General features: G+C 58.2%; 16 protein-coding genes and 1 pseudogene. 16 read left to right on the plus strand and 1 reads right to left on the minus strand.

The features are described 5' to 3' along the window. Nucleotides 1–53: 53 nt before the first annotated feature. On the minus strand, nt 54–1,388 hold the full coding sequence (locus PFAS1_RS19915; protein WP_076030245.1) for a TRZ/ATZ family hydrolase: 1,335 nt from the start codon (nt 1,386–1,388) through the stop codon (nt 54–56). 107 nt (nt 1,389–1,495) lie between these two features. Here PFAS1_RS19915 and mtnA point away from each other — a divergent pair, with 107 nt between their 5' ends. The 16 genes and pseudogenes from mtnA (at nt 1,496) to PFAS1_RS19990 (ending at nt 20,908) form a co-directional block, all read left to right on the plus strand. Further along, nucleotides 1,496–2,572, plus strand: coding sequence for an S-methyl-5-thioribose-1-phosphate isomerase (mtnA, locus tag PFAS1_RS19920; protein WP_076030246.1), 1,077 nt, complete (start codon nt 1,496–1,498; stop codon nt 2,570–2,572). 418 nt (nt 2,573–2,990) lie between these two features. Beyond that, on the plus strand, nt 2,991–5,654 hold the full coding sequence (gene gyrA, locus PFAS1_RS19925) for a DNA gyrase subunit A (RefSeq protein WP_076030247.1): 2,664 nt from the start codon (nt 2,991–2,993) through the stop codon (nt 5,652–5,654). 303 nt (nt 5,655–5,957) lie between these two features. Further along, nucleotides 5,958–7,043 (plus strand): 3-phosphoserine/phosphohydroxythreonine transaminase, encoded by a 1,086-nt coding sequence (gene serC / locus PFAS1_RS19930; protein WP_076030248.1) that lies wholly within the window; start codon nt 5,958–5,960, stop codon nt 7,041–7,043. After that, nucleotides 7,043–8,137: a prephenate dehydratase gene (pheA, locus tag PFAS1_RS19935; RefSeq protein ID WP_074874765.1), complete on the plus strand. Its 1,095-nt coding sequence runs from the start codon at nt 7,043–7,045 to the stop codon at nt 8,135–8,137. Before serC ends, pheA begins: the two co-directional genes overlap by 1 nt. A gap of 12 nt (nt 8,138–8,149) precedes the next feature. Then, complete coding sequence (gene hisC / locus PFAS1_RS19940) at nt 8,150–9,262, plus strand: histidinol-phosphate transaminase (RefSeq protein ID WP_076030249.1); 1,113 nt, start codon at nt 8,150–8,152, stop codon at nt 9,260–9,262. A 28-nt stretch (nt 9,263–9,290) separates the two neighbouring features. Continuing rightward, complete coding sequence (locus PFAS1_RS19945; RefSeq protein ID WP_232252272.1) at nt 9,291–11,498, plus strand: bifunctional prephenate dehydrogenase/3-phosphoshikimate 1-carboxyvinyltransferase; 2,208 nt, start codon at nt 9,291–9,293, stop codon at nt 11,496–11,498. After that, entirely contained in the window at nt 11,495–12,184 is a 690-nt protein-coding gene (gene cmk / locus PFAS1_RS19950; protein WP_008148720.1) for a (d)CMP kinase, read from the plus strand. The genes PFAS1_RS19945 and cmk overlap by 4 nt, the downstream gene beginning before the upstream one ends. A 120-nt stretch (nt 12,185–12,304) precedes the next feature. Next, nucleotides 12,305–13,996: a 30S ribosomal protein S1 gene (gene rpsA / locus PFAS1_RS19955; protein ID WP_008148721.1), complete on the plus strand. Its 1,692-nt coding sequence runs from the start codon at nt 12,305–12,307 to the stop codon at nt 13,994–13,996. Nucleotides 13,997–14,214: 218 nt separating this feature from the next. Then, entirely contained in the window at nt 14,215–14,493 is a 279-nt protein-coding gene (locus PFAS1_RS19960; RefSeq protein WP_076030251.1) for a hypothetical protein, read from the plus strand. Nucleotides 14,494–14,644: 151 nt separating this feature from the next. Continuing rightward, a complete protein-coding gene (gene ihfB, locus PFAS1_RS19965) occupies nt 14,645–14,941 on the plus strand; it encodes an integration host factor subunit beta (RefSeq protein WP_003369729.1) in 297 nt (98 codons plus the stop codon). A gap of 27 nt (nt 14,942–14,968) precedes the next feature. Further along, complete coding sequence (locus PFAS1_RS19970) at nt 14,969–15,208, plus strand: LapA family protein (protein ID WP_076030252.1); 240 nt, start codon at nt 14,969–14,971, stop codon at nt 15,206–15,208. Between the two features lie 165 nt (nt 15,209–15,373). Continuing rightward, on the plus strand, nt 15,374–16,450 hold the full coding sequence (gene rfbB / locus PFAS1_RS19975; protein WP_076030253.1) for a dTDP-glucose 4,6-dehydratase: 1,077 nt from the start codon (nt 15,374–15,376) through the stop codon (nt 16,448–16,450). After that, complete coding sequence (gene rfbD, locus PFAS1_RS19980; protein WP_076030254.1) at nt 16,447–17,340, plus strand: dTDP-4-dehydrorhamnose reductase; 894 nt, start codon at nt 16,447–16,449, stop codon at nt 17,338–17,340. The genes rfbB and rfbD overlap by 4 nt, the downstream gene beginning before the upstream one ends. After that, nucleotides 17,337–17,533: pseudogene (locus PFAS1_RS29310) on the plus strand (sugar phosphate nucleotidyltransferase); the annotation flags it as partial. The gene rfbD and the pseudogene PFAS1_RS29310, both read left to right, overlap by 4 nt. Nucleotides 17,534–17,976: 443 nt before the next feature. Continuing rightward, on the plus strand, nt 17,977–19,419 hold the full coding sequence (locus PFAS1_RS19985; protein ID WP_076030255.1) for a mannose-1-phosphate guanylyltransferase/mannose-6-phosphate isomerase: 1,443 nt from the start codon (nt 17,977–17,979) through the stop codon (nt 19,417–19,419). 127 nt (nt 19,420–19,546) lie between these two features. Continuing rightward, a complete protein-coding gene (locus PFAS1_RS19990; protein WP_076030256.1) occupies nt 19,547–20,908 on the plus strand; it encodes a phosphohexomutase domain-containing protein in 1,362 nt (453 codons plus the stop codon). Nucleotides 20,909–21,164: the final 256 nt, after the last annotated feature.

The following is a 21,164-nucleotide window of genomic DNA, read 5'->3' on the forward strand; positions in this document are numbered from 1 at the left end:
AAGTCCTCTAAAACTTGAAAAATCCTGTTGCCCCGGTGATGAGCCCGGGGTGCTTACGATTCGGTTTGGCCGCTGATGCACTGGCCCCAGGCCTTGGCGGTGGCGCAGAGTTGTTCTTCATCCAGGCGAGTCAGGCGACGGTCGTCGAGCAATTGCTTGCCGGCGACCCAAAGGTGTCTCGCGCAGTCACGGCCGGTGGCATATATAAGCTGCGAAACCGGGTCGTAGACCGGTTGCTGCGCCAGGCCGGAGAGGTCGAACGCGACGATATCTGCCGCTTTGCCGACTTCCAGCGAGCCCGTTTCGGATTCAATGCCCAGCGCGCGGGCGCCATTGAGCGTGGCCATGCGCAGGGCGCGATGGGCATCCAGCGCAGTGGCCGAGCCAGCGACGGCTTTGGCCAGCAAGGCGGCGGAGCGGGTTTCTCCGAGCAAGTCCAGGTCATTGTTACTGGCCGCGCCATCGGTGCCGATCGCGACATTGACGCCAGCCTGCCACAAACGCTCCACCGGGCAGAACCCGCTGGCCAGCTTCAGGTTCGACTCCGGGCAATGAATCACGTTGGTGTTGCTTTCTACCAGCAACATCAGGTCTTCGTCGCTGATCTGAGTCATGTGGACGGTCTGGAAGCGCGGCCCCAACAAACCCAGGCGACCGAGGCGGGCCAACGGGCGCTCGCCGCGCTGCTCGACGGACTGTTGCACTTCAAAAGCCGTTTCATGCACGTGCATGTGGATCGAGGCGTCCAGTTCCTCGGTGATCACCCGGATTTTCTCCAGGTTCTCGTCGCCCACGGTGTAGGGTGCATGGGGGCCGAAGGTGACTTTGATACGCTCGTGGTGCTTGAGATCGTTGAACAGTTCGACGCCCTGACGAATGGCTTCGTCCGCCGTGCTGGCGCCCGGGATCGGGAAGTCGAGGATCGGAATGGCGATTTGCGCGCGAATGCCGCTGTTATGGACGCGCTCGCTGGCAACCTTCGGGAAGAAATACATATCGGAGAAGCAGGTGATGCCACCTTTGATCTGTTCGGCAATCGCCAAATCAGTGCCATCGCGCACGAATGCCTCGTCGACCCACTTGGCTTCGGCCGGCCAGATGTGGTTTTCCAGCCAGGTCATCAGGGGCAGATCATCCGCCAGGCCGCGGAACAGTGTCATCGCCGCATGCCCATGGGCATTGATCAAGCCAGGGCAGAGCAACATGTCCGGCAGTTCACGGACTTCAGTTGCGTTAAGCTTCAGCGCAGCCGAACGTGGGCCAATGAATACGATGCGTCCGTCGCGGATGCCCAGGGCGTGCTCTTTGAGGACAACGCCAGCGGGTTCGACGGGTACCAGCCAGGTCGGCAGCAATAGCAAGTCGAGCGCAGCGGCAGTGTTCGGCATCGAGAATCGGTTCCAGAGCTTTTGTAAAGATGGCGAAGTATACCCGAGCGTCTTCGCAGGGGGATCGCTATAATCGACGGCTTTTGTTCATGTGTGCGGGGTGAGGGATGCGCGATCGACTGTTGGCTGCGGAGAAAGTAAAGGCCATCGATTGGCGTGATGGCGCCCTTTACCTGCTGGATCAGCGTGTTTTGCCGTTCGAGGAAACCTGGATCGCCTACACCAGTGCTGCTGGCGTAGCCGAGGCCATTCGTTCGATGGTGGTGCGCGGTGCGCCGGCGATTGGCATCAGCACCGCCTATGGCGTTGTGCTGGCGGCCCGCGCGCGGTTTGCCGAGGGCGGTGACTGGCAGGCAGCGCTGGAAGAGGATTTTGCGCTGCTCGCCGATTCCCGTCCGACCGCGGTCAACCTGTTCTGGGCCCTGGGCCGCATGCGCGACCGGCTTGAGCGTCTGAAGGATCACGCCGACCCGCTGGCGGTGTTGGAGGCAGAGGCGATCGCCATTCATGAGAGTGATCGCGAAGCCAACCTGACCATGGCGCAACTGGGCGTGGACCTGATCCGCAAGCACCAGGGCAACGCCCAGGCGATCCTGACCCACTGCAACACCGGCGCACTGGCCACTGGCGGCTTTGGCACGGCGCTTGGCGTCATTCGTGGCGCGTTCATTGAGGGTATGGTCGAACGCGTCTACGCCAACGAAACCCGTCCGTGGCTGCAAGGTTCGCGGCTGACCGCATGGGAACTGGCCAACGAAGGCATTCCCGTGACCGTCAATGCCGACTCCGCCGCTGCTCACATCATGAAGACCAAGGGCATTACCTGGGTGATCGTCGGCGCTGACCGGATCACCGCCAATGGCGACGTGGCCAACAAGATCGGCACCTATCAGTTGGCAGTGAACGCCATGCACCACGGCGTGCGCTTCATGGTGGTGGCGCCGAGTTCGACCATCGACATGAACCTGGCCAGCGGCGATGACATTCCGATTGAAGAGCGCGATGGTCGCGAGTTGCTGGAAGTCGGCGGCAAGCGGGTCGGGGCGGATGTGGATGCGTTCAACCCGGTGTTCGACGTGACGCCTGCGGATTTGATCGACGCGATCATCACCGAAAAAGGCATCGTCGAGCGCCCGGACACCGCGAAAATGGCGCAGTTGATGTGCCGCAAGCGTCTGCATTAAAGATATTTGGCGCCTGATAGGCCGCTATCGCGAGCAGGCTCGCTCCCACAGGGGATTTGTGACCGTCCCAGATCCAGTGTGGGAGCGAGCCTGCTCGCGATGGGGCCCTGATAGTCAACAAATATGCTTCATTCACCCCTGATATTTTCCTCTGAGCCTCTCTCGTCCCCTTTCAGCCTGCCACCAGTCAACTAACTACACTCCATGCGCATCAGGGGGATAGGTGCGTGGCGGCTCTTGTGATAACATCCGGCGGTTTCCAAGGTAGCCCGATGTGGCTGCCTTTACTGCGCAGATCCATGGCATAACTCGTTGATTTGTCGTAAGTCGGTGCATGGCACTCAGCCTGCAGCGGCGAGCTTCGTTCGTCCCATATGGATGTGACGAAGTTTCACCAGAAAAAGGAATCAGGCTTCTCATGGGCGAACTGGCCAAAGAAATCCTCCCGGTCAATATCGAAGACGAGCTGAAGCAGTCCTACCTCGACTACGCGATGAGCGTAATTGTCGGGCGGGCACTGCCGGATGCGCGCGATGGCTTGAAGCCCGTGCACCGGCGTGTGCTGTTCGCGATGAGCGAGCTGGGCAACGACTTCAACAAGCCGTACAAGAAATCTGCCCGTGTTGTCGGTGACGTGATCGGTAAGTATCACCCTCACGGTGATACCGCGGTGTACGACACCATCGTTCGGATGGCGCAGCCATTCTCGCTGCGTTACCTGCTGGTAGACGGTCAGGGCAACTTCGGTTCCGTGGACGGCGACAACGCCGCCGCCATGCGATACACCGAAGTGCGTATGACCAAGCTGGCGCACGAGCTGCTGGCTGACCTGCACAAAGAAACCGTGGACTGGGTGCCGAACTACGACGGCACCGAAATGATCCCGGCGGTCATGCCGACCCGTATTCCCAACCTGTTGGTCAACGGCTCCAGCGGTATCGCCGTGGGCATGGCGACCAACATCCCGCCGCACAACCTCGGTGAAGTCATCGACGGTTGCCTGGCACTCATCGACAACCCAGAGTTGACCATCGATGAGCTGATGCAATACATCCCTGGTCCGGACTTCCCGACCGCCGCGATCATCAACGGTCGCGCCGGCATCATCGAAGCCTACCGCACCGGTCGTGGCCGCATTTACATGCGCGCCCGCTCGATGATCGAAGACATCGACAAGGTCGGTGGTCGCCAGCAGATCGTCATCACCGAACTCCCTTACCAGCTGAACAAGGCCCGTCTGATCGAGAAGATCGCCGAGCTGGTAAAAGAGAAGAAGCTCGAAGGCATCACCGAACTGCGCGACGAGTCCGACAAGGACGGTATGCGCGTCGTGATCGAACTGCGTCGCGGCGAAGTGCCTGAGGTGATCCTCAACAACCTCTACGCCCAGACCCAGCTGCAAGCGGTGTTCGGTATCAACATCGTCGCGCTGATCGACGGCCGTCCGCGGATCCTGAACCTCAAGGACCTGCTGGAAGCCTTCGTTCGTCACCGTCGCGAAGTCGTTACCCGTCGCACCGTGTTCGAACTGCGCAAAGCCCGCGAACGTGGTCACATTCTGGAAGGTCAAGCGGTTGCCCTGTCGAACATCGACCCGGTCATCGCCCTGATCAAAGCCTCGCCAACACCGTCGGAAGCCAAGGAAGCGCTGATCAAGACGGCGTGGGAATCTTCCGCGGTGGTCGCGATGGTTGAGCGTGCCGGTGCCGACTCGTGCCGTCCAGAAACCCTGGACCCGCAATACGGTCTGCGTGAAGGCAAGTACTTCCTGTCGCCAGAACAGGCGCAAGCCATTCTGGAACTGCGTCTGCACCGCCTGACCGGTCTGGAACACGAGAAGCTGCTGGCCGAGTATCAAGAGATCCTCAACCAGATCGGCGAACTGATCCGCATCCTCAGCAGCGCCACGCGCCTGATGGAAGTGATCCGCGAAGAGCTGGAAGTGATCCGCGCCGAATACGGCGACGTGCGCCGCACCGAGATTCTCGATGCCCGTCTCGACCTGACCCTGGGTGACATGATCCCGGAAGAAGAGCGCGTCGTGACCATTTCCCACGGTGGCTACGCCAAGACCCAGCCATTGGCTGCGTACCAGGCTCAGCGCCGTGGCGGTAAAGGCAAATCGGCTACCGGCGTCAAGGATGAGGACTACATCGCTCACCTGCTGGTCGCCAACAGCCACACCACGCTGCTGCTGTTCTCCAGCAAAGGCAAAGTGTACTGGCTGAAAACCTACGAAATTCCGGAAGCCTCCCGCGCTGCCCGTGGTCGTCCGCTGGTCAACCTGCTGCCGCTGGACAGTGATGAATACATCACCACCATGCTGCCGGTCGACGAATACACCGAAGGTCACTTCATCTTCATGGCGACCGCCAAAGGCACCGTGAAGAAGACCCCGCTGGAATCCTTCAGCCGCCAACGCAGCGTCGGCCTGATCGCGCTGGAGCTGGATGAAGGCGATGTGCTGATTTCTGCTTCCATTACCGATGGCAGTCGCGAAGTCATGCTGTTCTCCGACGGTGGCAAGGTGACTCGCTTCAAGGAAACCGACGTTCGCGCCATGGGCCGTACCGCTCGCGGTGTTCGCGGCATGCGTCTGCCGGAAGGCCAGAAGCTGATTTCCATGCTGATCCCGGAAGAAGGCAGCCAGATCCTGACTGCTTCGGCCCGTGGTTTCGGCAAGCGCACGGCGATCACCGAGTTCCCTGAGTACAAGCGTGGCGGCCAAGGCGTTATCGCCATGGTCAGCAACGACCGTAACGGCCGTCTGGTCGGTGCAGTCCAGGTACTCGACGGCGAGGAAATCATGCTGATTTCCGACCAGGGCACCCTGGTGCGTACGCGTGTCGACGAAGTCTCCAGCCTGGGTCGTAACACCCAGGGCGTGACCCTCATCAAACTGGCCAGCGATGAAACGCTGGTAGGTCTGGAGCGGGTTCAGGAGCCGTCGGAAGTCGAGGGTGAAGAGCTCGAAGGTGAAGAGGGCGAAGAAGGTGCAGTGTTCGACGGCGAAGTCGTGATCGACGATGTTGTTGAAGACCAGCAACTCGACGCCGCAGCCGACGAAGAACCGCAGGAATAAGCGGACAATCAGGGGGCGGATGAGAATTCGCCCCCTTGTTGTTTGTCCGTAAAGAAATATCGACACCCATGGAGATCCGTGTGGGTGCCGGGCTTTTGTGGCGAGGGGGCTTGCCCCCGTTGGGGTGCGAAGCGCCCCTGAAACCAGTCGCCGTTATCTTGCATGAGAGCGTGGTGACCGGTTTGCGATTGCTTCGCAATCGAACGGGGGCAAGCCCCCTCGCCACAGGCAAGCCCGCTCCCACATTGGATCTGTGTCGACTGATGTGTTTGTACGATCCACCAAATCAGAGCGAGATTGGATGTGAGCAAGAGAGCCTATAACTTCTGTGCCGGTCCTGCGGCACTTCCCGAAGCTGTCCTGCAGCGCGCCCAGGGTGAACTCCTTGATTGGCACGGCAAGGGCCTGTCGGTCATGGAAATGAGCCATCGCAGCGATGAGTTCGTGTCCATCGCCACCAAGGCCGAGCAGGATCTGCGTGATCTGCTGAATATCCCCTCGAACTATAAAGTGCTGTTTCTGCAAGGTGGTGCCAGCCAGCAATTCGCTCAGATTCCTCTGAACCTGTTGCCGGAAAGCGGCACCGCCGACTATATCGACACCGGTATCTGGTCGCAGAAAGCCATCGAAGAAGCTTCGCGCTACGGAAACGTCAACGTTGCCGCTACCGCCAAGCCTTACGACTATTTCGCTATTCCCGGTCAGAACGAATGGAACCTGTCGAAAGACGCGGCCTACGTTCACTACGCACCGAACGAAACCATCGGCGGCCTGGAATTCAACTGGGTGCCGGAAACCGGTGACGTCCCGCTGGTCGCCGACATGTCTTCCGACATTCTCTCGCGTCCGATCGATGTTTCGCGCTTCGGCATGATCTACGCCGGCGCCCAGAAAAACATCGGCCCGAGCGGCATCGTCGTCAACATCGTTCGCGAAGACCTGCTGGGTCGCGCCCGTTCCATTTGCCCGACCATGCTCAACTACAAGGTCGCGGCCGACAACGGCTCGATGTACAACACCCCGCCGACCCTGGCCTGGTACTTGTCCGGCCTGGTGTTCGAGTGGCTGAAAGAGCAGGGTGGCGTTGAAGCCATCGGCAAGCTCAATGAAGTTAAACAGCGCACGCTGTACGACTTCATCGACGCCAGCGGCTTGTACAGCAACCCGATCAACAAGTCGGATCGCTCGTGGATGAACGTGCCGTTCCGCCTGGCTGACGACCGTCTCGACAAGCCATTCCTGGCTGGTGCCGAAGCACGTGGACTGTTGAACCTCAAGGGTCACCGTTCCGTGGGTGGCATGCGTGCCTCCATCTATAACGCCGTCGACATCGTTGCGGTCAACGCACTGATTTCGTACATGGCAGAGTTCGAGAAGGAACACGGTTAATGTCTGAGCAAGAACTCAAGGCACTGCGCCTGCGCATCGATGCCCTGGACGAGAAAGTCCTGGAGCTGATCAGTGAGCGCGCACGCTGCGCCCAGGAAGTTGCGCGAGTAAAGATGGCCTCGCTGGCCGAAGGCGAAGTGCCGGTGTTCTATCGTCCTGAGCGTGAAGCTCAGGTGCTCAAGCGCGTGATGGAGCGTAACCAGGGGCCGCTGGGCAACGAAGAGATGGCGCGGCTGTTCCGCGAAATCATGTCCTCGTGCCTGGCCCTCGAGCAGCCGCTGAAAGTGGCTTACCTCGGCCCTGAAGGTACCTTCACCCAAGCTGCAGCCATGAAGCACTTCGGCCACGCCGTGATCAGCAAGCCGATGGCGGCGATCGACGAAGTGTTCCGTGAAGTGGCCGCCGGTGCGGTGAACTTTGGCGTGGTCCCGGTGGAAAACTCCACCGAGGGCGCGGTCAACCACACCCTCGACAGCTTCCTCGAACACGACATGGTGATCTGTGGCGAAGTCGAGCTGCGGATTCACCACCACCTGTTGGTCGGTGAAAACACCAAGACCGACAGCATCAGCCGCATCTATTCCCACGCCCAGTCCCTGGCCCAGTGCCGCAAGTGGCTGGACGCCCATTACCCGAATGTCGAGCGCGTGGCGGTGTCCAGCAACGCCGAAGCGGCCAAGCGGGTCAAGGGTGAGTGGAATTCGGCGGCGATTGCCGGCGACATGGCCGCCGGTCTGTACGGGTTGACTCGTCTGGCCGAAAAAATCGAGGATCGTCCGGACAACTCCACGCGATTCCTGATCATTGGCAGCCAGGAAGTACCGCCGACCGGCGACGACAAGACCTCGGTCATCGTCTCCATGAGCAACAAGCCTGGCGCACTTCACGAGTTGCTGGTGCCGTTCCACGACAACGGCATCGACCTGACGCGCATCGAGACCCGTCCGTCGCGCAGCGGTAAATGGACCTACGTGTTCTTCATCGACTTCGTCGGCCACCACCGCGACCCACTGGTCAAAGGTGTGCTGGAAAAGATCAGTCAGGAAGCAGTGGCACTCAAAGTGCTGGGTTCCTACCCGAAAGCAGTTCTCTAAGGGCGGTAGCAAATGAGTGGTGACTTCCTCGCTCTGGCACAGCCGGGCGTGCAACAACTTTCGCCTTACGTTCCGGGCAAACCCGTGGACGAACTGGCGCGCGAGCTGGATATCGATCCGGCCAGCATCGTCAAGCTGGCCAGCAACGAAAACCCGTTGGGCGCCAGTCCCAAGGCGCTGGCGGCAATTCGCGAAGCATTGGCCGAGCTGACCCGTTATCCGGACGGCAACGGTTTTGCGCTCAAGACCCTGCTGGCCGATCAGTGCCGCGTCGAGCTCAATCAGGTGACGCTGGGCAACGGTTCCAACGACATTCTGGAACTGGTCGCCCGTGCCTATCTGGCGCCGGGCCTGAACGCCGTGTTCAGCGAGCACGCATTTGCGGTTTATCCCATCGTGACCCAGGCCGTTGGCGCCACGGCCAAAGTGATCCCGGCCAAAAACTGGGGTCACGATCTGCCGGCCATGCTGGCTGCAATCGATGCCGATACCCGCGTGGTGTTCATCGCCAACCCGAACAACCCGACCGGAACCTGGTTCGGCGCCGAGGCGCTGGACGAGTTCCTGCAGGACGTGCCGGAGCACGTGCTGGTGGTGCTGGACGAGGCCTACATCGAATACGCCGAAGGCAGCGACTTGCCGGATGGCCTGGATTTCCTGGCGGCGTACCCGAACCTGCTGGTGTCGCGCACCTTCTCCAAGGCCTATGGCCTGGCGGCATTGCGGGTCGGCTATGGCTTGTCCACCGCCGTGGTCGCCGATGTGCTGAACCGAGTGCGTCAGCCGTTCAACGTCAACAGCCTGGCCCTGGCCGCTGCGTGCGCTGCGCTGCAAGACGTCGAATACCTGGCCGAAAGCCGTCGCCTGAACGAATCCGGCATGCAGCAGCTGGAAGCGGGTTTCCGTGAGCTGGGGTTGAGCTGGATTCCGTCCAAGGGCAACTTCATCTGCGTCGATCTGGGCCGTGTTGCGGCGCCGGTCTTCCAGGGCTTGCTGCGCGAAGGCGTGATCGTGCGTCCGGTGGCCAATTACGGCATGCCGAACCACTTGCGCATCACCATCGGTCTGCCGGCGGAAAACAGCCGCTTCCTCGAAGCGCTGACCAAGGTTCTGGCTCGTGGTTGATGTCACTGCACTGCAATCTGCTGAACCTATGATCGGTCGCCTGGTGGTGGTCGGTCTGGGGCTGATCGGCGGTTCGTTTGCCAAGGGTTTGCGTGAAAGTGGCCTGTGCCGCGAAGTGGTCGGGGTCGACCTCGACCCGCAGTCGCGCAAGCTGGCGGTTGAGTTGGGTGTGGTGGATCGCTGCGAGGAAGACTTGGCCGCTGCCTGCCAGGGCGCCGACGTGATTCAACTGGCCGTGCCGATCCTCGCCATGGAAAAAATGCTCGGCCAATTGGCCGGCATGGACCTGGGGCAAGCGATTCTCACCGACGTCGGCAGCGCCAAAGGCAATGTGGTGCGCGCGGCAACCGAGGCGTTTGGCGGCATGCCGACGCGTTTCGTGCCGGGTCACCCGATTGCCGGTTCCGAGCAGAGCGGGGTGGAAGCCTCTAACTCAGAGCTGTTCCGTCGCCATAAAGTGATTCTGACGCCGCTGGATCAAACCGATCCGGCAGCGCTGGCAGTGGTCGACCGGTTGTGGCGCGAATTGGGCGCCGATGTCGAGCACATGCAGGTCGAGCGTCATGACGAAGTGTTGGCGGCGACCAGCCATTTGCCACACTTGCTGGCGTTCGGTTTGGTCGATTCGTTGGCCAAGCGCAATGAAAACCTTGAGATCTTCCGTTACGCTGCGGGCGGTTTCCGTGATTTCACAAGAATCGCGGGTAGCGACCCGGTCATGTGGCACGACATCTTCCTCGCCAACCGCGAAGCTGTCCTGCGCACACTCGATACATTTCGCAGCGACCTCGACGCCTTGCGCGACGCGGTCGATGCAGGGGATGGGCACCAATTGTTGGGCGTGTTCACTCGCGCCCGGGTTGCCCGCGAACATTTCAGTAAAATCCTTGCCCGCCGGGCTTATGTGGACGCTATGAATTCCAACGACCTGATTTTCCTGGCACAACCTGGTGGCCGCCTGACTGGGCGGATTCGAGTACCGGGCGACAAATCGATTTCCCACCGTTCGATCATGCTTGGCTCCCTGGCTGAAGGCGTCACCGAAGTGGAAGGTTTCCTCGAGGGCGAAGACGCCCTGGCAACCTTGCAAGCCTTCCGCGACATGGGCGTCGTGATCGAAGGTCCGCACCACGGTCGCGTGACCATTCACGGTGTTGGCCTGCATGGCTTGAAGCCTGCGCCGGGCCCGATCTATCTGGGCAACTCCGGCACGTCGATGCGTCTGCTGTCTGGCCTGCTGGCTGCGCAGAACTTCGACAGCACCCTCACCGGTGACGCTTCGCTGTCCAAGCGTCCGATGAATCGCGTGGCCAATCCGCTGCGTGAAATGGGCGCCGTGATCGAGACCGCTGCTGAAGGTCGTCCGCCGATGATCATTCGCGGCGGCAACAAACTCAAAGGCCTGACCTACACCATGCCGATGGCCAGCGCCCAGGTTAAATCCTGCCTGCTGCTGGCGGGTCTGTACGCCGAAGGCAAGACCACCGTCACCGAGCCGGCGCCAACCCGCGACCACACCGAGCGCATGTTGCGTGGCTTCGGCTACCCGGTCACCGTTAACGGTGCTACCGCTTCGGTCGAATCCGGCCACAAGCTGACCGCGACCCACATTGAAGTGCCGGGCGACATCTCGTCCTCCGCGTTCTTCCTGGTGGCCGCGTCGATCGCCGAGGGTTCGGAGCTGGTGCTTGAGCACGTAGGCATCAACCCGACCCGTACCGGTGTGATCGACATCCTGCGTCTGATGGGCGCTGATATCTCTCTGGAAAACCAGCGTGAAGTCGGCGGTGAGCCGGTTGCGGATCTTCGCGTGCGTGCAGCTAAACTCAAAGGTATCGAGATTCCCGAAGCGCTGGTTCCACTGGCCATCGACGAATTCCCGGTGCTGTTCGTGGCTGCCGCCTGTGCCGAAGGGCGCACCATCCTGCGTGGCGCCGAAGAGCTGCGGGTCAAGGAGTCGGACCGTATTCAGGTCATGGCGGACGGCTTGCTGGCGCTGGGCGTAAAATGTGAACCGACCCCGGACGGCATCATCATCGACGGCGGCCAGATCGGCGGCGGCGAAGTGCACGGGCACGGCGATCACCGGATTGCCATGGCCTTCAGCGTGGCTTCGCTGCGCGCCACTGCGCCGATCCGCATCCATGATTGCGCCAACGTCGCGACGTCGTTCCCGAACTTCCTAGCGCTGTGCGCGCAGGTCGGTATCCGTGTTGCACAAGAGGCTCAGTCGTGATTATCAAGCCACCGGTCATCACCATCGACGGGCCCAGCGGTTCGGGCAAAGGCACTATTGCCGGGATTCTGGCCAAGCGCCTGGGTTGGTGCCTGCTGGATTCCGGTGCGCTGTACCGTCTGCTGGCATTTGCCGCGCGTAATCATGGCGTCGATTTGACCAATGAAGAGTCTCTGAAGCTGCTGGCCGCTCATCTGGACGTGCAGTTCGTCGGTGCGACCGAAGGTCATCCGCAGCGGATCATTCTCGAAGGTGACGATGTCACTGATGATCTGCGCAACGAGCAAGTTGGCGCCTGGGCTTCCCAGGTCGCTGCGCTGCCGGCGGTGCGTGACGCGCTGCTCCAGCGCCAGCGGGCGTTCCAGGAGGCTCCGGGCCTGGTGGCCGATGGTCGCGACATGGGCACGGTGGTTTTTCCCGATGCGCCGCTGAAGATATTCCTCACTGCCAGTGCCGAGGAGCGTGCGCGCCGTCGATACTTGCAGTTGAAGGGCAAAGTCGATGGTGTTAGTCTGTCGAGTCTGCTAGATGAGATACGTGTCCGCGATGAGCGTGACACCCAGCGAGCGGTAGCCCCGCTCAAACCGGCGGCTGACGCCATACAGCTGGATTCCACGGAATTATCCATCGATCAGGTGCTGGAACGCATCATGAGCGAGATCGCCATTCGCGATATCGCCGGGTGACCAAGAAGCGACTCAGGGGACCAGTCATAGTCCTGCGCCGTTTCTTCAAATGAACATAACCCACGTCGTCTGGGATGTGGAGATGGGCGTATCCTTCGCCCTTATTCAACAGGAATTAAAATGAGCGAAAGCTTTGCGGAACTCTTTGAAGAAAGCCTAAAAACCCTGAACCTTCAGGCAGGCTCCATCATCACCGGTGTTATCGTTGATATCGATTACCAGGCTCGCTGGGTAACCGTTCACGCTGGCCTGAAGTCTGAAGCACTCATCCCGCTTGAGCAGTTCTACAACGATGCTGGCGAACTGACTATCAACGTCGGTGACGAAGTTCACGTTGCTCTGGACTCGGTTGAAGACGGCTTTGGTGAAACCAAGCTGTCCCGTGAAAAAGCCAAGCGCGCTGAATGCTGGATTGTTCTGGAAGCAGCCTTCGCAGCCGAAGAAGTGGTCAAGGGCGTTATCAACGGTAAGGTTAAAGGCGGCTTCACTGTCGACGTTAACGGCATCCGTGCGTTCCTGCCAGGTTCTCTGGTTGACGTCCGTCCTGTGCGCGACACCACGCACCTGGAAGGCAAAGAGCTGGAATTCAAGGTCATCAAGCTTGACCAGAAACGCAACAACGTTGTCGTTTCCCGTCGTAGCGTCCTCGAAGCCGAGAACTCCGCTGAGCGTGAAGCTCTGCTGGAATCCCTGCAGGAAGGCCAACAAGTCAAAGGTATCGTTAAAAACCTCACCGATTACGGTGCATTCGTCGATCTGGGTGGCGTCGATGGCCTGCTGCACATTACCGACATGGCTTGGAAGCGTATCAAGCATCCTTCCGAAATCGTCAACGTTGGCGACGAGATCGATGTCAAGGTTCTGAAGTACGATCGCGAACGCAATCGTGTTTCCCTGGGCCTCAAGCAACTGGGCGAAGATCCATGGGTTGCTATCAAAGCCCGTTACCCAGAAAGCACTCGCGTTACCGCTCGTGTAACCAACCTGACCGACTACGGCTGCTTCGCTGAGCTGGAAGAAGGCGTTGAAGGCCTGGTACACGTTTCCGAAATGGACTGGACCAACAAGAACATCCACCCTTCGAAAGTCGTACAAGTCGGCGACGAAGTGGAAGTTATGGTTCTGGACATCGACGAAGAGCGTCGTCGTATCTCCCTCGGCATCAAACAGTGCAAATCTAACCCATGGGAAGATTTCTCTGGCCAGTTCAACAAGGGCGATAAAATCTCCGGCACCATCAAGTCGATCACCGATTTCGGTATCTTCATTGGTCTGGACGGCGGCATCGACGGTCTGGTTCACCTGTCCGACATCTCCTGGAACGAAGTGGGCGAAGAAGCCGTTCGCCGCTTCAAGAAGGGCGACGAGCTGGACACCGTTATCCTGTCGGTTGACCCAGAGCGCGAGCGCATCTCCCTGGGTATCAAGCAGCTGGAAAGCGATCCGTTCTCCGAGTACGTTCAAGAGAACGACAAAGGCGCAATCGTTAAAGGCATCGTGAAAGAAGTTGACGCTAAAGGCGCCATCATCACTCTGGCCGACGATATCGAAGCGACTCTGAAAGCCTCCGAAATCAGCCGTGACCGCGTTGAAGACGCGCGTAACGTTCTGAAAGAAGGCCAGGAAGTAGAAGCCAAGATCATCAGCGTTGACCGCAAGAGCCGTGTAATCCAGCTCTCCATCAAGTCGAAAGACGATGCTGAAGAGAAAGAAGCAATCCAGAGCTTGAAAGACAAGCCTTCGGATAGCATCGCTGCTGGTCCTACCACTCTGGGCGACCTGTTGCGTGCACAAATGGAAAAACAGAACTAAGTTCTGTCAGACCATAGAAAAAGGGCGACTTCGGTCGCCCTTTTTTGTGCCTGGAATTTGGTGATTCTGATAGTTTCGCGGCGCTACGATTGTTTGCCGTGAAACCAATCGTCCCGGCAAGTTGTCTCTTTCTTTAATCGGATCAATCGTTTATTTACGGCTAGTCTTTAGCTTGAAGCGAACGACCGTCGGGCGACGTGTCCGGCCTAAGGAAGTGAATGAACAAGCTCATTGTCGTCATAGCAGTGCTGGCACTGGCGGGCTGTACCACTAATGCCAAGACTCACGCGGTGCGTGGGGTCAGTGGTATCGAGATCGATTGTTCCGGGTTGGGCTCGGGCTGGGAGAAGTGTCGCAAGCGAGCGAACAAAGAGTGCAAGGCGGCGGGCTACAAAATTGTGGCCAGGTCCGATGATGCCAAAGATGAGGATGAATACCTCTTTGGCTTCAATCCCGCGGGCTATCTGACGCGCACCATGCTGGTTATCTGCAGGTGAGCCCGCAAGGGCGTGACAGCGTTCCAGTGATCTGAAATCGTGCATCTCTTTATGGGTCAAGATATGTCAAAACTCGGGCTGTTCAAATTCACCGGGGCGTGCTAAAACCTTTGAAGCGCTGATCTAGCTGCTTGAAAAAGAAGGGAAAAATATGACGAAGTCGGAGTTGATCGAACGAATTGTCACCCATCAAGGGCTGCTCTCATCCAAGGATGTGGAGCTGGCCATCAAGACCATGCTTGAACAAATGTCCCAATGTCTGGCCACCGGTGATCGCATCGAGATCCGTGGGTTTGGCAGCTTCTCCTTGCACTACCGCGCACCGCGCGTAGGGCGCAATCCAAAAACCGGTCAGTCCGTCAGCCTCGACGGCAAGTTCGTGCCGCATTTCAAGCCAGGCAAAGAATTGCGTGACCGTGTGAACGAGGATGAGGAGGAAGGGCTTTGACGGCGTCTGTTATACAAGGAACCGCTCATGCGTAACCTCAAGCGCGTACTGCTCGCCGTATTCGTCCTGTTGCTGGTTTTGGCGATCCTGGCGTTCGTTCTCGAGAATCAGCAATCGGTTTCCTTGCTGTTCCTGGGTTGGGCGGGGCCGCAACTACCGGTATCGCTGGTCATGGTCATTGCGTTGCTGATCGGGATGGTGATCGGGCCGATTCTTGGCTGGTTTCTGGGGCGTACATCCAGAACTTCCCGCAAGCGCCTTGTCTGATTGTGACAATGGCGTAGCGCACGTCGAATTTACACCTATGCTCGTCCATACCCATTAGTGGAATCTTTATGAAGCTGTAATATGCTGCCCTGGTTGAAATGGTGGCGTATTGCCGATTCGGTTCACACTGACTCTCTGTCAGTAACTCCATAGGTATGGTTTGGCGTGAAAATTCTAGTAACCGGCGGCGCGGGATTTATCGGTTCGGCAGTCATTCGACACATCATCTCCAGCACTACTGACTCTGTCGTTAACCTCGATAAGCTTACTTACGCCGGTAACCTTGAGTCATTGGCCGAAGTAAGCCAGAACTCACGTTACGTATTCGAGCGTGTCGACATCTGCGATCGCGATCAGGTCGATCGCGTCCTGCGTGAGCATCAACCGGATGCGATCATGCACCTGGCCGCTGAGTCTCACGTCGATCGCTCGATCTCTGGCCCGTCTGAGTTCATCCAGACCAACATTATCGGCACTTACACCCTGCTGGAAGCTGCACGCCACTATTGGTCTGCGCTGGATGATGCGCGTAAAGCCAACTTCCGCTTTCACCATATTTCGACTGACGAAGTTTACGGAGACCTCGAAGGTCCGGAAGATCTCTTCACCGAAACCACACCGTATCAGCCAAGCTCGCCATACTCCGCCAGCAAGGCCAGTTCCGATCACCTGGTTCGCGCCTGGAGCCGTACTTATGGCTTGCCGACCCTGGTCACCAACTGCTCGAACAACTACGGCCCGTGCCACTTCCCTGAGAAGTTGATCCCGCTGATCATTCTCAATGCACTGGAAGGCAAGCCACTGCCGGTCTACGGAAAAGGCAATCAGGTCCGCGATTGGCTCTACGTCGAAGACCACGCCCGCGCTCTATACAAAGTCGTGACCGAAGGCGTTATCGGCGAGACGTACAACATCGGTGGCCATAACGAAAAGCAAAACATCGAAGTGGTGCATACCCTATGCGCACTGCTCGATGAGCTGCGCCCCGATTCCGCTCACCGTCCACATGCCAGCCTGATCACCTACGTTCAGGATCGCCCCGGTCATGATCTGCGCTACGCGATCGACGCCAGCAAGATCCAGCGTGAACTGGGTTGGACACCGGAAGAAACCTTTGAAACCGGTATCCGCAAAACAGTCGAGTGGTACCTCAAGAACACTGACTGGGTCGCTCACGTGAAGAGCGGTAGCTATCAGCAGTGGATCGACCAGAACTACGCAAACCGTTCGAACAAGGCATGAAAATCCTCCTGCTGGGAAAAAACGGCCAGGTAGGCTGGGAACTGCAGCGCTCCCTCGCACCACTGGGTGAGTTAATCGCCCTGGATCGCCATTCGGTCGGTGGATTGTGTGGTGATCTGTCTGATCTCGACACCTTGCGTGCAACGATCCGCCAGCTTAAACCCGACGTCATCGTCAATGCAGCGGCCTATACAGCTGTCGATAAAGCCGAGTCCGAGACTGAGTTAGCCAGCCGTGTAAACGGTCAGGCAAGCCAGGTCATGGCCGAAGAGGCCGCGATTCTGGGTGCCTGGCTGATCCACTACTCGACTGACTACGTCTTCAGCGGCCAAGGTTCTGCACCGTGGCAAGAGTCGGATGCAGTCGCCCCGGTGAATCACTACGGCGCCACTAAACTGGCCGGCGAACAGGCGATTACCGCCTCAGGCTGCAAGCATCTGATCTTCCGCACCAGTTGGGTCTATGGCGCTCGGGGCAACAACTTCGCCAAGACCATGCTGCGTCTGGCCAAGGATCGTGAAACCTTGAGCGTCATCGCCGACCAGATCGGAGCTCCGACGGGGGCAGACCTGATTGCCGACGTGACTGCGTTGGCCATTCAACAAGTTATGCACCGTCCCGAGTTGTCGGGCTTGTATCACTTGGCGGCCAGTGGCGAAGTGTCGTGGCACGGCTATGCTAGCCATGTGATCGGTTTCGCCCAAGACAACGGCGAGCAGCTCGCCGTAACGGCGATCAAACCGATTGAAACGACGGCTTATCCAACCCCGGCGCGCCGCCCTCTGAATTCGCGTTTGAATACTCAGAAGCTGCGTGACAATTTTTCTCTGCACTTGCCGGATTGGCAAAGTGGCGTAACCCGAATGCTTAGTGAGATTCTGAATAAATGACCACGGCAAATCGTAAAGGAATCATCCTCGCTGGTGGTTCGGGTACGCGTCTGCATTCGTTGGCCCTCGTGTGTCCAAAAAGATGCTTCCGATCTACGACATCATCGGCAGTGACCCTTGCTGTCTGATCTTGGGCGACAATATCTTCTATGGTCAGCGCTTCTCGGGCAACCTACGTTCTGCGAGCCATCAAAATGACATCAAATCCAAATATTGATGGCTCGCGCTAGAAGCGCACATTTGATTTCAAATGATTTTTTGAATCCGGCCTTCCGCATGAGTTATTAATTCCCCGGTACTACCTGTAGAATGGCGGGCAGAATTATCTGATCCCGTTCAGCATTGCAGCTCAATCTCAATTGACCCGCTTTACCTTTCAAAGAAAGGACTCCATTGTCGAGATTTCCGCCCATAAAAAGCGTTAGCAGGCAGTAAGATCCGATAAGTGGTAAAGGGCGTCAATTCGGGAGGTATCAGGCATAAACGCCGATGGGTTTGGATCGAAGTCGAGCCGTCACCCTTGCAATCGCTTCGAGCAAAGAATTTGCATCGATTACGATGCAGGAATGACCGGAAACATAACTGAGCCCCGCTTTCTGGACGTACCTGCCAGAAGGGGGATTAAGGATTTAGAGCATGGAACTGATTCCCGTAATTTTGTCTGGCGGAGTGGGCAGCCGGTTGTGGCCTGTTTCTCGAGAAGCCCATCCAAAGCCGTTCATGGAGCTGCCAGATGGCCAGAATCTGATCCAGAAAACCTTCCTCCGCGCCTCGCGCCTGGAAGGTGTTGTGGAAGTTCTGACGGTGACCAATCGCGAACTCCTGTTCAAGACCGAAGACGAGTACGGCGCAGTCAATACAGCCAAGCATGCTCAAGGTTTCATCCTGGAACCTTTTGGTCGTAACACCGCTGCTGCCGTCGCCGCTGCTGCGCTTCAGCTGGAAACGACCCATGGTCCTGATGCCCAGATGCTGGTGCTGGCTGCTGACCATTTGATACAAGATGAAAAAGCCTTTGCTGCGGCCGTAGCCAGCGCCATGACACTGGCCGCCGAAGGTTGGCTGGTTACCTTCGGGATCCAGCCGACGTACCCTGAAACAGGGTTTGGCTACATCGAAGCGCAAAAAGATGCACCGCTGAAGGGCGGCCTGAAAGTGGCGCGCTTTGTCGAGAAGCCTAATCTTGAAACCGCTCAAAATTATGTCAGTGCAGGCAACTACTACTGGAACTCCGGGATGTTCTGCTTCCGGGTGGGCACTGTCCTCGAAGAGCTTCGTCAACATGCTCCGGACGTAGTGGAAGCGGTCAGCAGGACAATTGAAGCATCGCGCCTTACTTCATCCGCCAAGTACCGTTGCCTGGCGCTTGATGCTGATGCGTTCGCAGAGGTTCCGGATATCTCCATCGACTACGCTTTGATGGAGCGTTCCTCTAAAGTTGCGACCGTTCCCTGCGACATCGGCTGGAGTGACATCGGCTCCTGGAACGCTGTCAGTGAGCTGACCGAGCCTGACGAGAACGGTAACCGCTTCGAAGGCGAAGTGCTGTCTCACAACTCGCGCAATAACTACGTTAACAGCGAAGGTCGGCTTACCGCACTGGTCGGTGTCGAAGACTTGCTGGTAATCGACACCCCGGATGCGGTGATGATTGCCCACAAGGACCACGCTCAAGACGTAAAACATATCGTCAATCAGCTCAAGGCCTGCAGTCATACAGTTCATTTGCTTCACCGTACGGTGCATCGCCCTTGGGGCACCTACACGACGCTGGAAAATGGCGAGCGCTTCAAGATCAAGCGCATTGTGGTGAAGCCCAAGGCTTCGTTGTCCTTGCAGATGCACCATCACAGAAGCGAGCACTGGATCGTTGTCAGCGGGATGGCAGTGGTGGTCAACGACCAGCAAGAGCTGATGTTGAACACTAATGAGTCCACCTTTATTCGTGCTGGTCATCAGCACCGTTTGATGAACCCGGGTGTAATCGATCTGGTGATGATTGAAGTGCAGAGCGGTGACTATCTGGGCGAAGATGACATCGTGCGTTTCGAAGACAACTACGGTCGCGTCGACAAGTAACAACACTGAACCCGAAGCCGAGCCCCGCGTCTTGCGGGGTCAGCGCGCCAGTGGCATCAGGCCCTGGCGGTCCATTCTTGCCGTTGCCGCCTCAGGGCGGCATCGGACATTTCAGTTAGTGAGTAGAATGTTTCCTCCTATCGTGACGCAATGCTTCAAAGCCTATGACATTCGTGGTCAGGTTCCCGCTCAACTCAACGAAGACATCGCCTACCGCATAGGTCGCGCGCTCGTGGCCGAGTTGCAGGGGAAAACCTTCGTGGTCGGCCAGGACATGAGGCTGGAAAGCCCACCTCTGGCGGCAGCGCTGATGCGCGGCATTGCCGAGGCGGGCGCCGATGTGATCGACATCGGGCTGTGTGGCACCGAGGAAGTCTACTTCGCCACCAGTCACTACAAGGTTGATGGCGGCGTAATGATCACTGCCAGTCACAACCCCAAAGGCTACAACGGCATGAAACTCGTCAAGGCCGAGTCTCGCCCTATCAGCGGCGACACTGGCCTCGACGCCATCCGCCAGCGTGTCGATCAGGGTGACCTGGGCACCGTCGCAGCAGAAAAGGGCGCGGTTCGCCAAGCGTTCGACAAGACTGCCTACATCGACCATTTGCTCACCTATGTCGATGTTAGCGCCTTGAAACCCCTCAAGGTTCTCGCAGACCCGGGCAACGGCGCTGCCGGTCCCGTGCTGCAGGCGCTGGCTGCGCGGCTGCCGCTGCAATGGGTATTCATCAACGAAGTGCCTGATGGCCACTTTCCGAACGGCGTACCCAATCCACTGCTGCCCGAGAACCGCGAACTGACTCGTCAGGCGCTGCTGGCCAACCAGTGCGACATGGGCCTGGCCTGGGACGGTGACTTCGATCGATGCTTCTTCTTCGATGCCGATGGTCGGTTCATCGAAGGCTATTACCTCGTCGGCCTGCTGGCGGAAGTGCTGCTCAAGCAACACCCCGGCAGCAAAATCATCCACGACCCGCGTCTGACCTGGAACACTATCGAACAGGTCGAGCGGGCGGGTGGCATCGCTGTTCAAAGCAAAACCGGACATGCGTTCATCAAGGAGCGTATGCGCGAGGAAGATGCAGTGTATGGCGGGGAGATGAGCGCTCACCACTACTTCCGCGATTTTGCGTATTGCGACAGTGGGATGATTCCGTGGTTGTTGGTGGCGGCGTTGATTTCTGAAACAGGAGAAACGCTTGCTCAGCTGGTCGCGAAGCGAATTGAAGCGTTTCCTTGTAGTGGCGAGATTAACTATCGTGTGACGGATGTGAATGAGACTTTAAAAAAGGTGCTCGAACACTTCCTGCCGAGCAACCCGCTTATCGATGAAACAGACGGGATCAGCTTGGAGTTTGGCGATTGGCGCTTCAGCCTGCGAGGATCCAATACGGAACCATTGCTACGGTTGAATGTGGAGAGCCGCGCGAATGAAGAAACTGTTGTGCGCTATGTGGCGGAAATTGCCGGTTTGATCCGGGGATAAGTACGTTCAGTAGGACGAAGGGATGTGGAGCGATGGAAGCCCTGAAAAAGACTTCTATCCCTGGTGAAATGTCCGCCTGCCTAAGCAGAAACTATATAGTGCACCTCAAAGAAATCCACCGAGGGTTTGGTCTGGATTCTCGTCTCTGGGAGCGCAAACATATCGTTTGCCGGAGACTTTGAGACTCAGCTGTAAATCGCACGATTCAGAATCGTCAAGAGTGAAGCAACTTGGCTTCACTTTTACCAGGAGTCAG

Origin of the sequence: Pseudomonas frederiksbergensis (genome assembly GCF_001952935.1) — a bacterium.
GTDB lineage: Bacteria > Pseudomonadota > Gammaproteobacteria > Pseudomonadales > Pseudomonadaceae > Aquipseudomonas > Aquipseudomonas frederiksbergensis.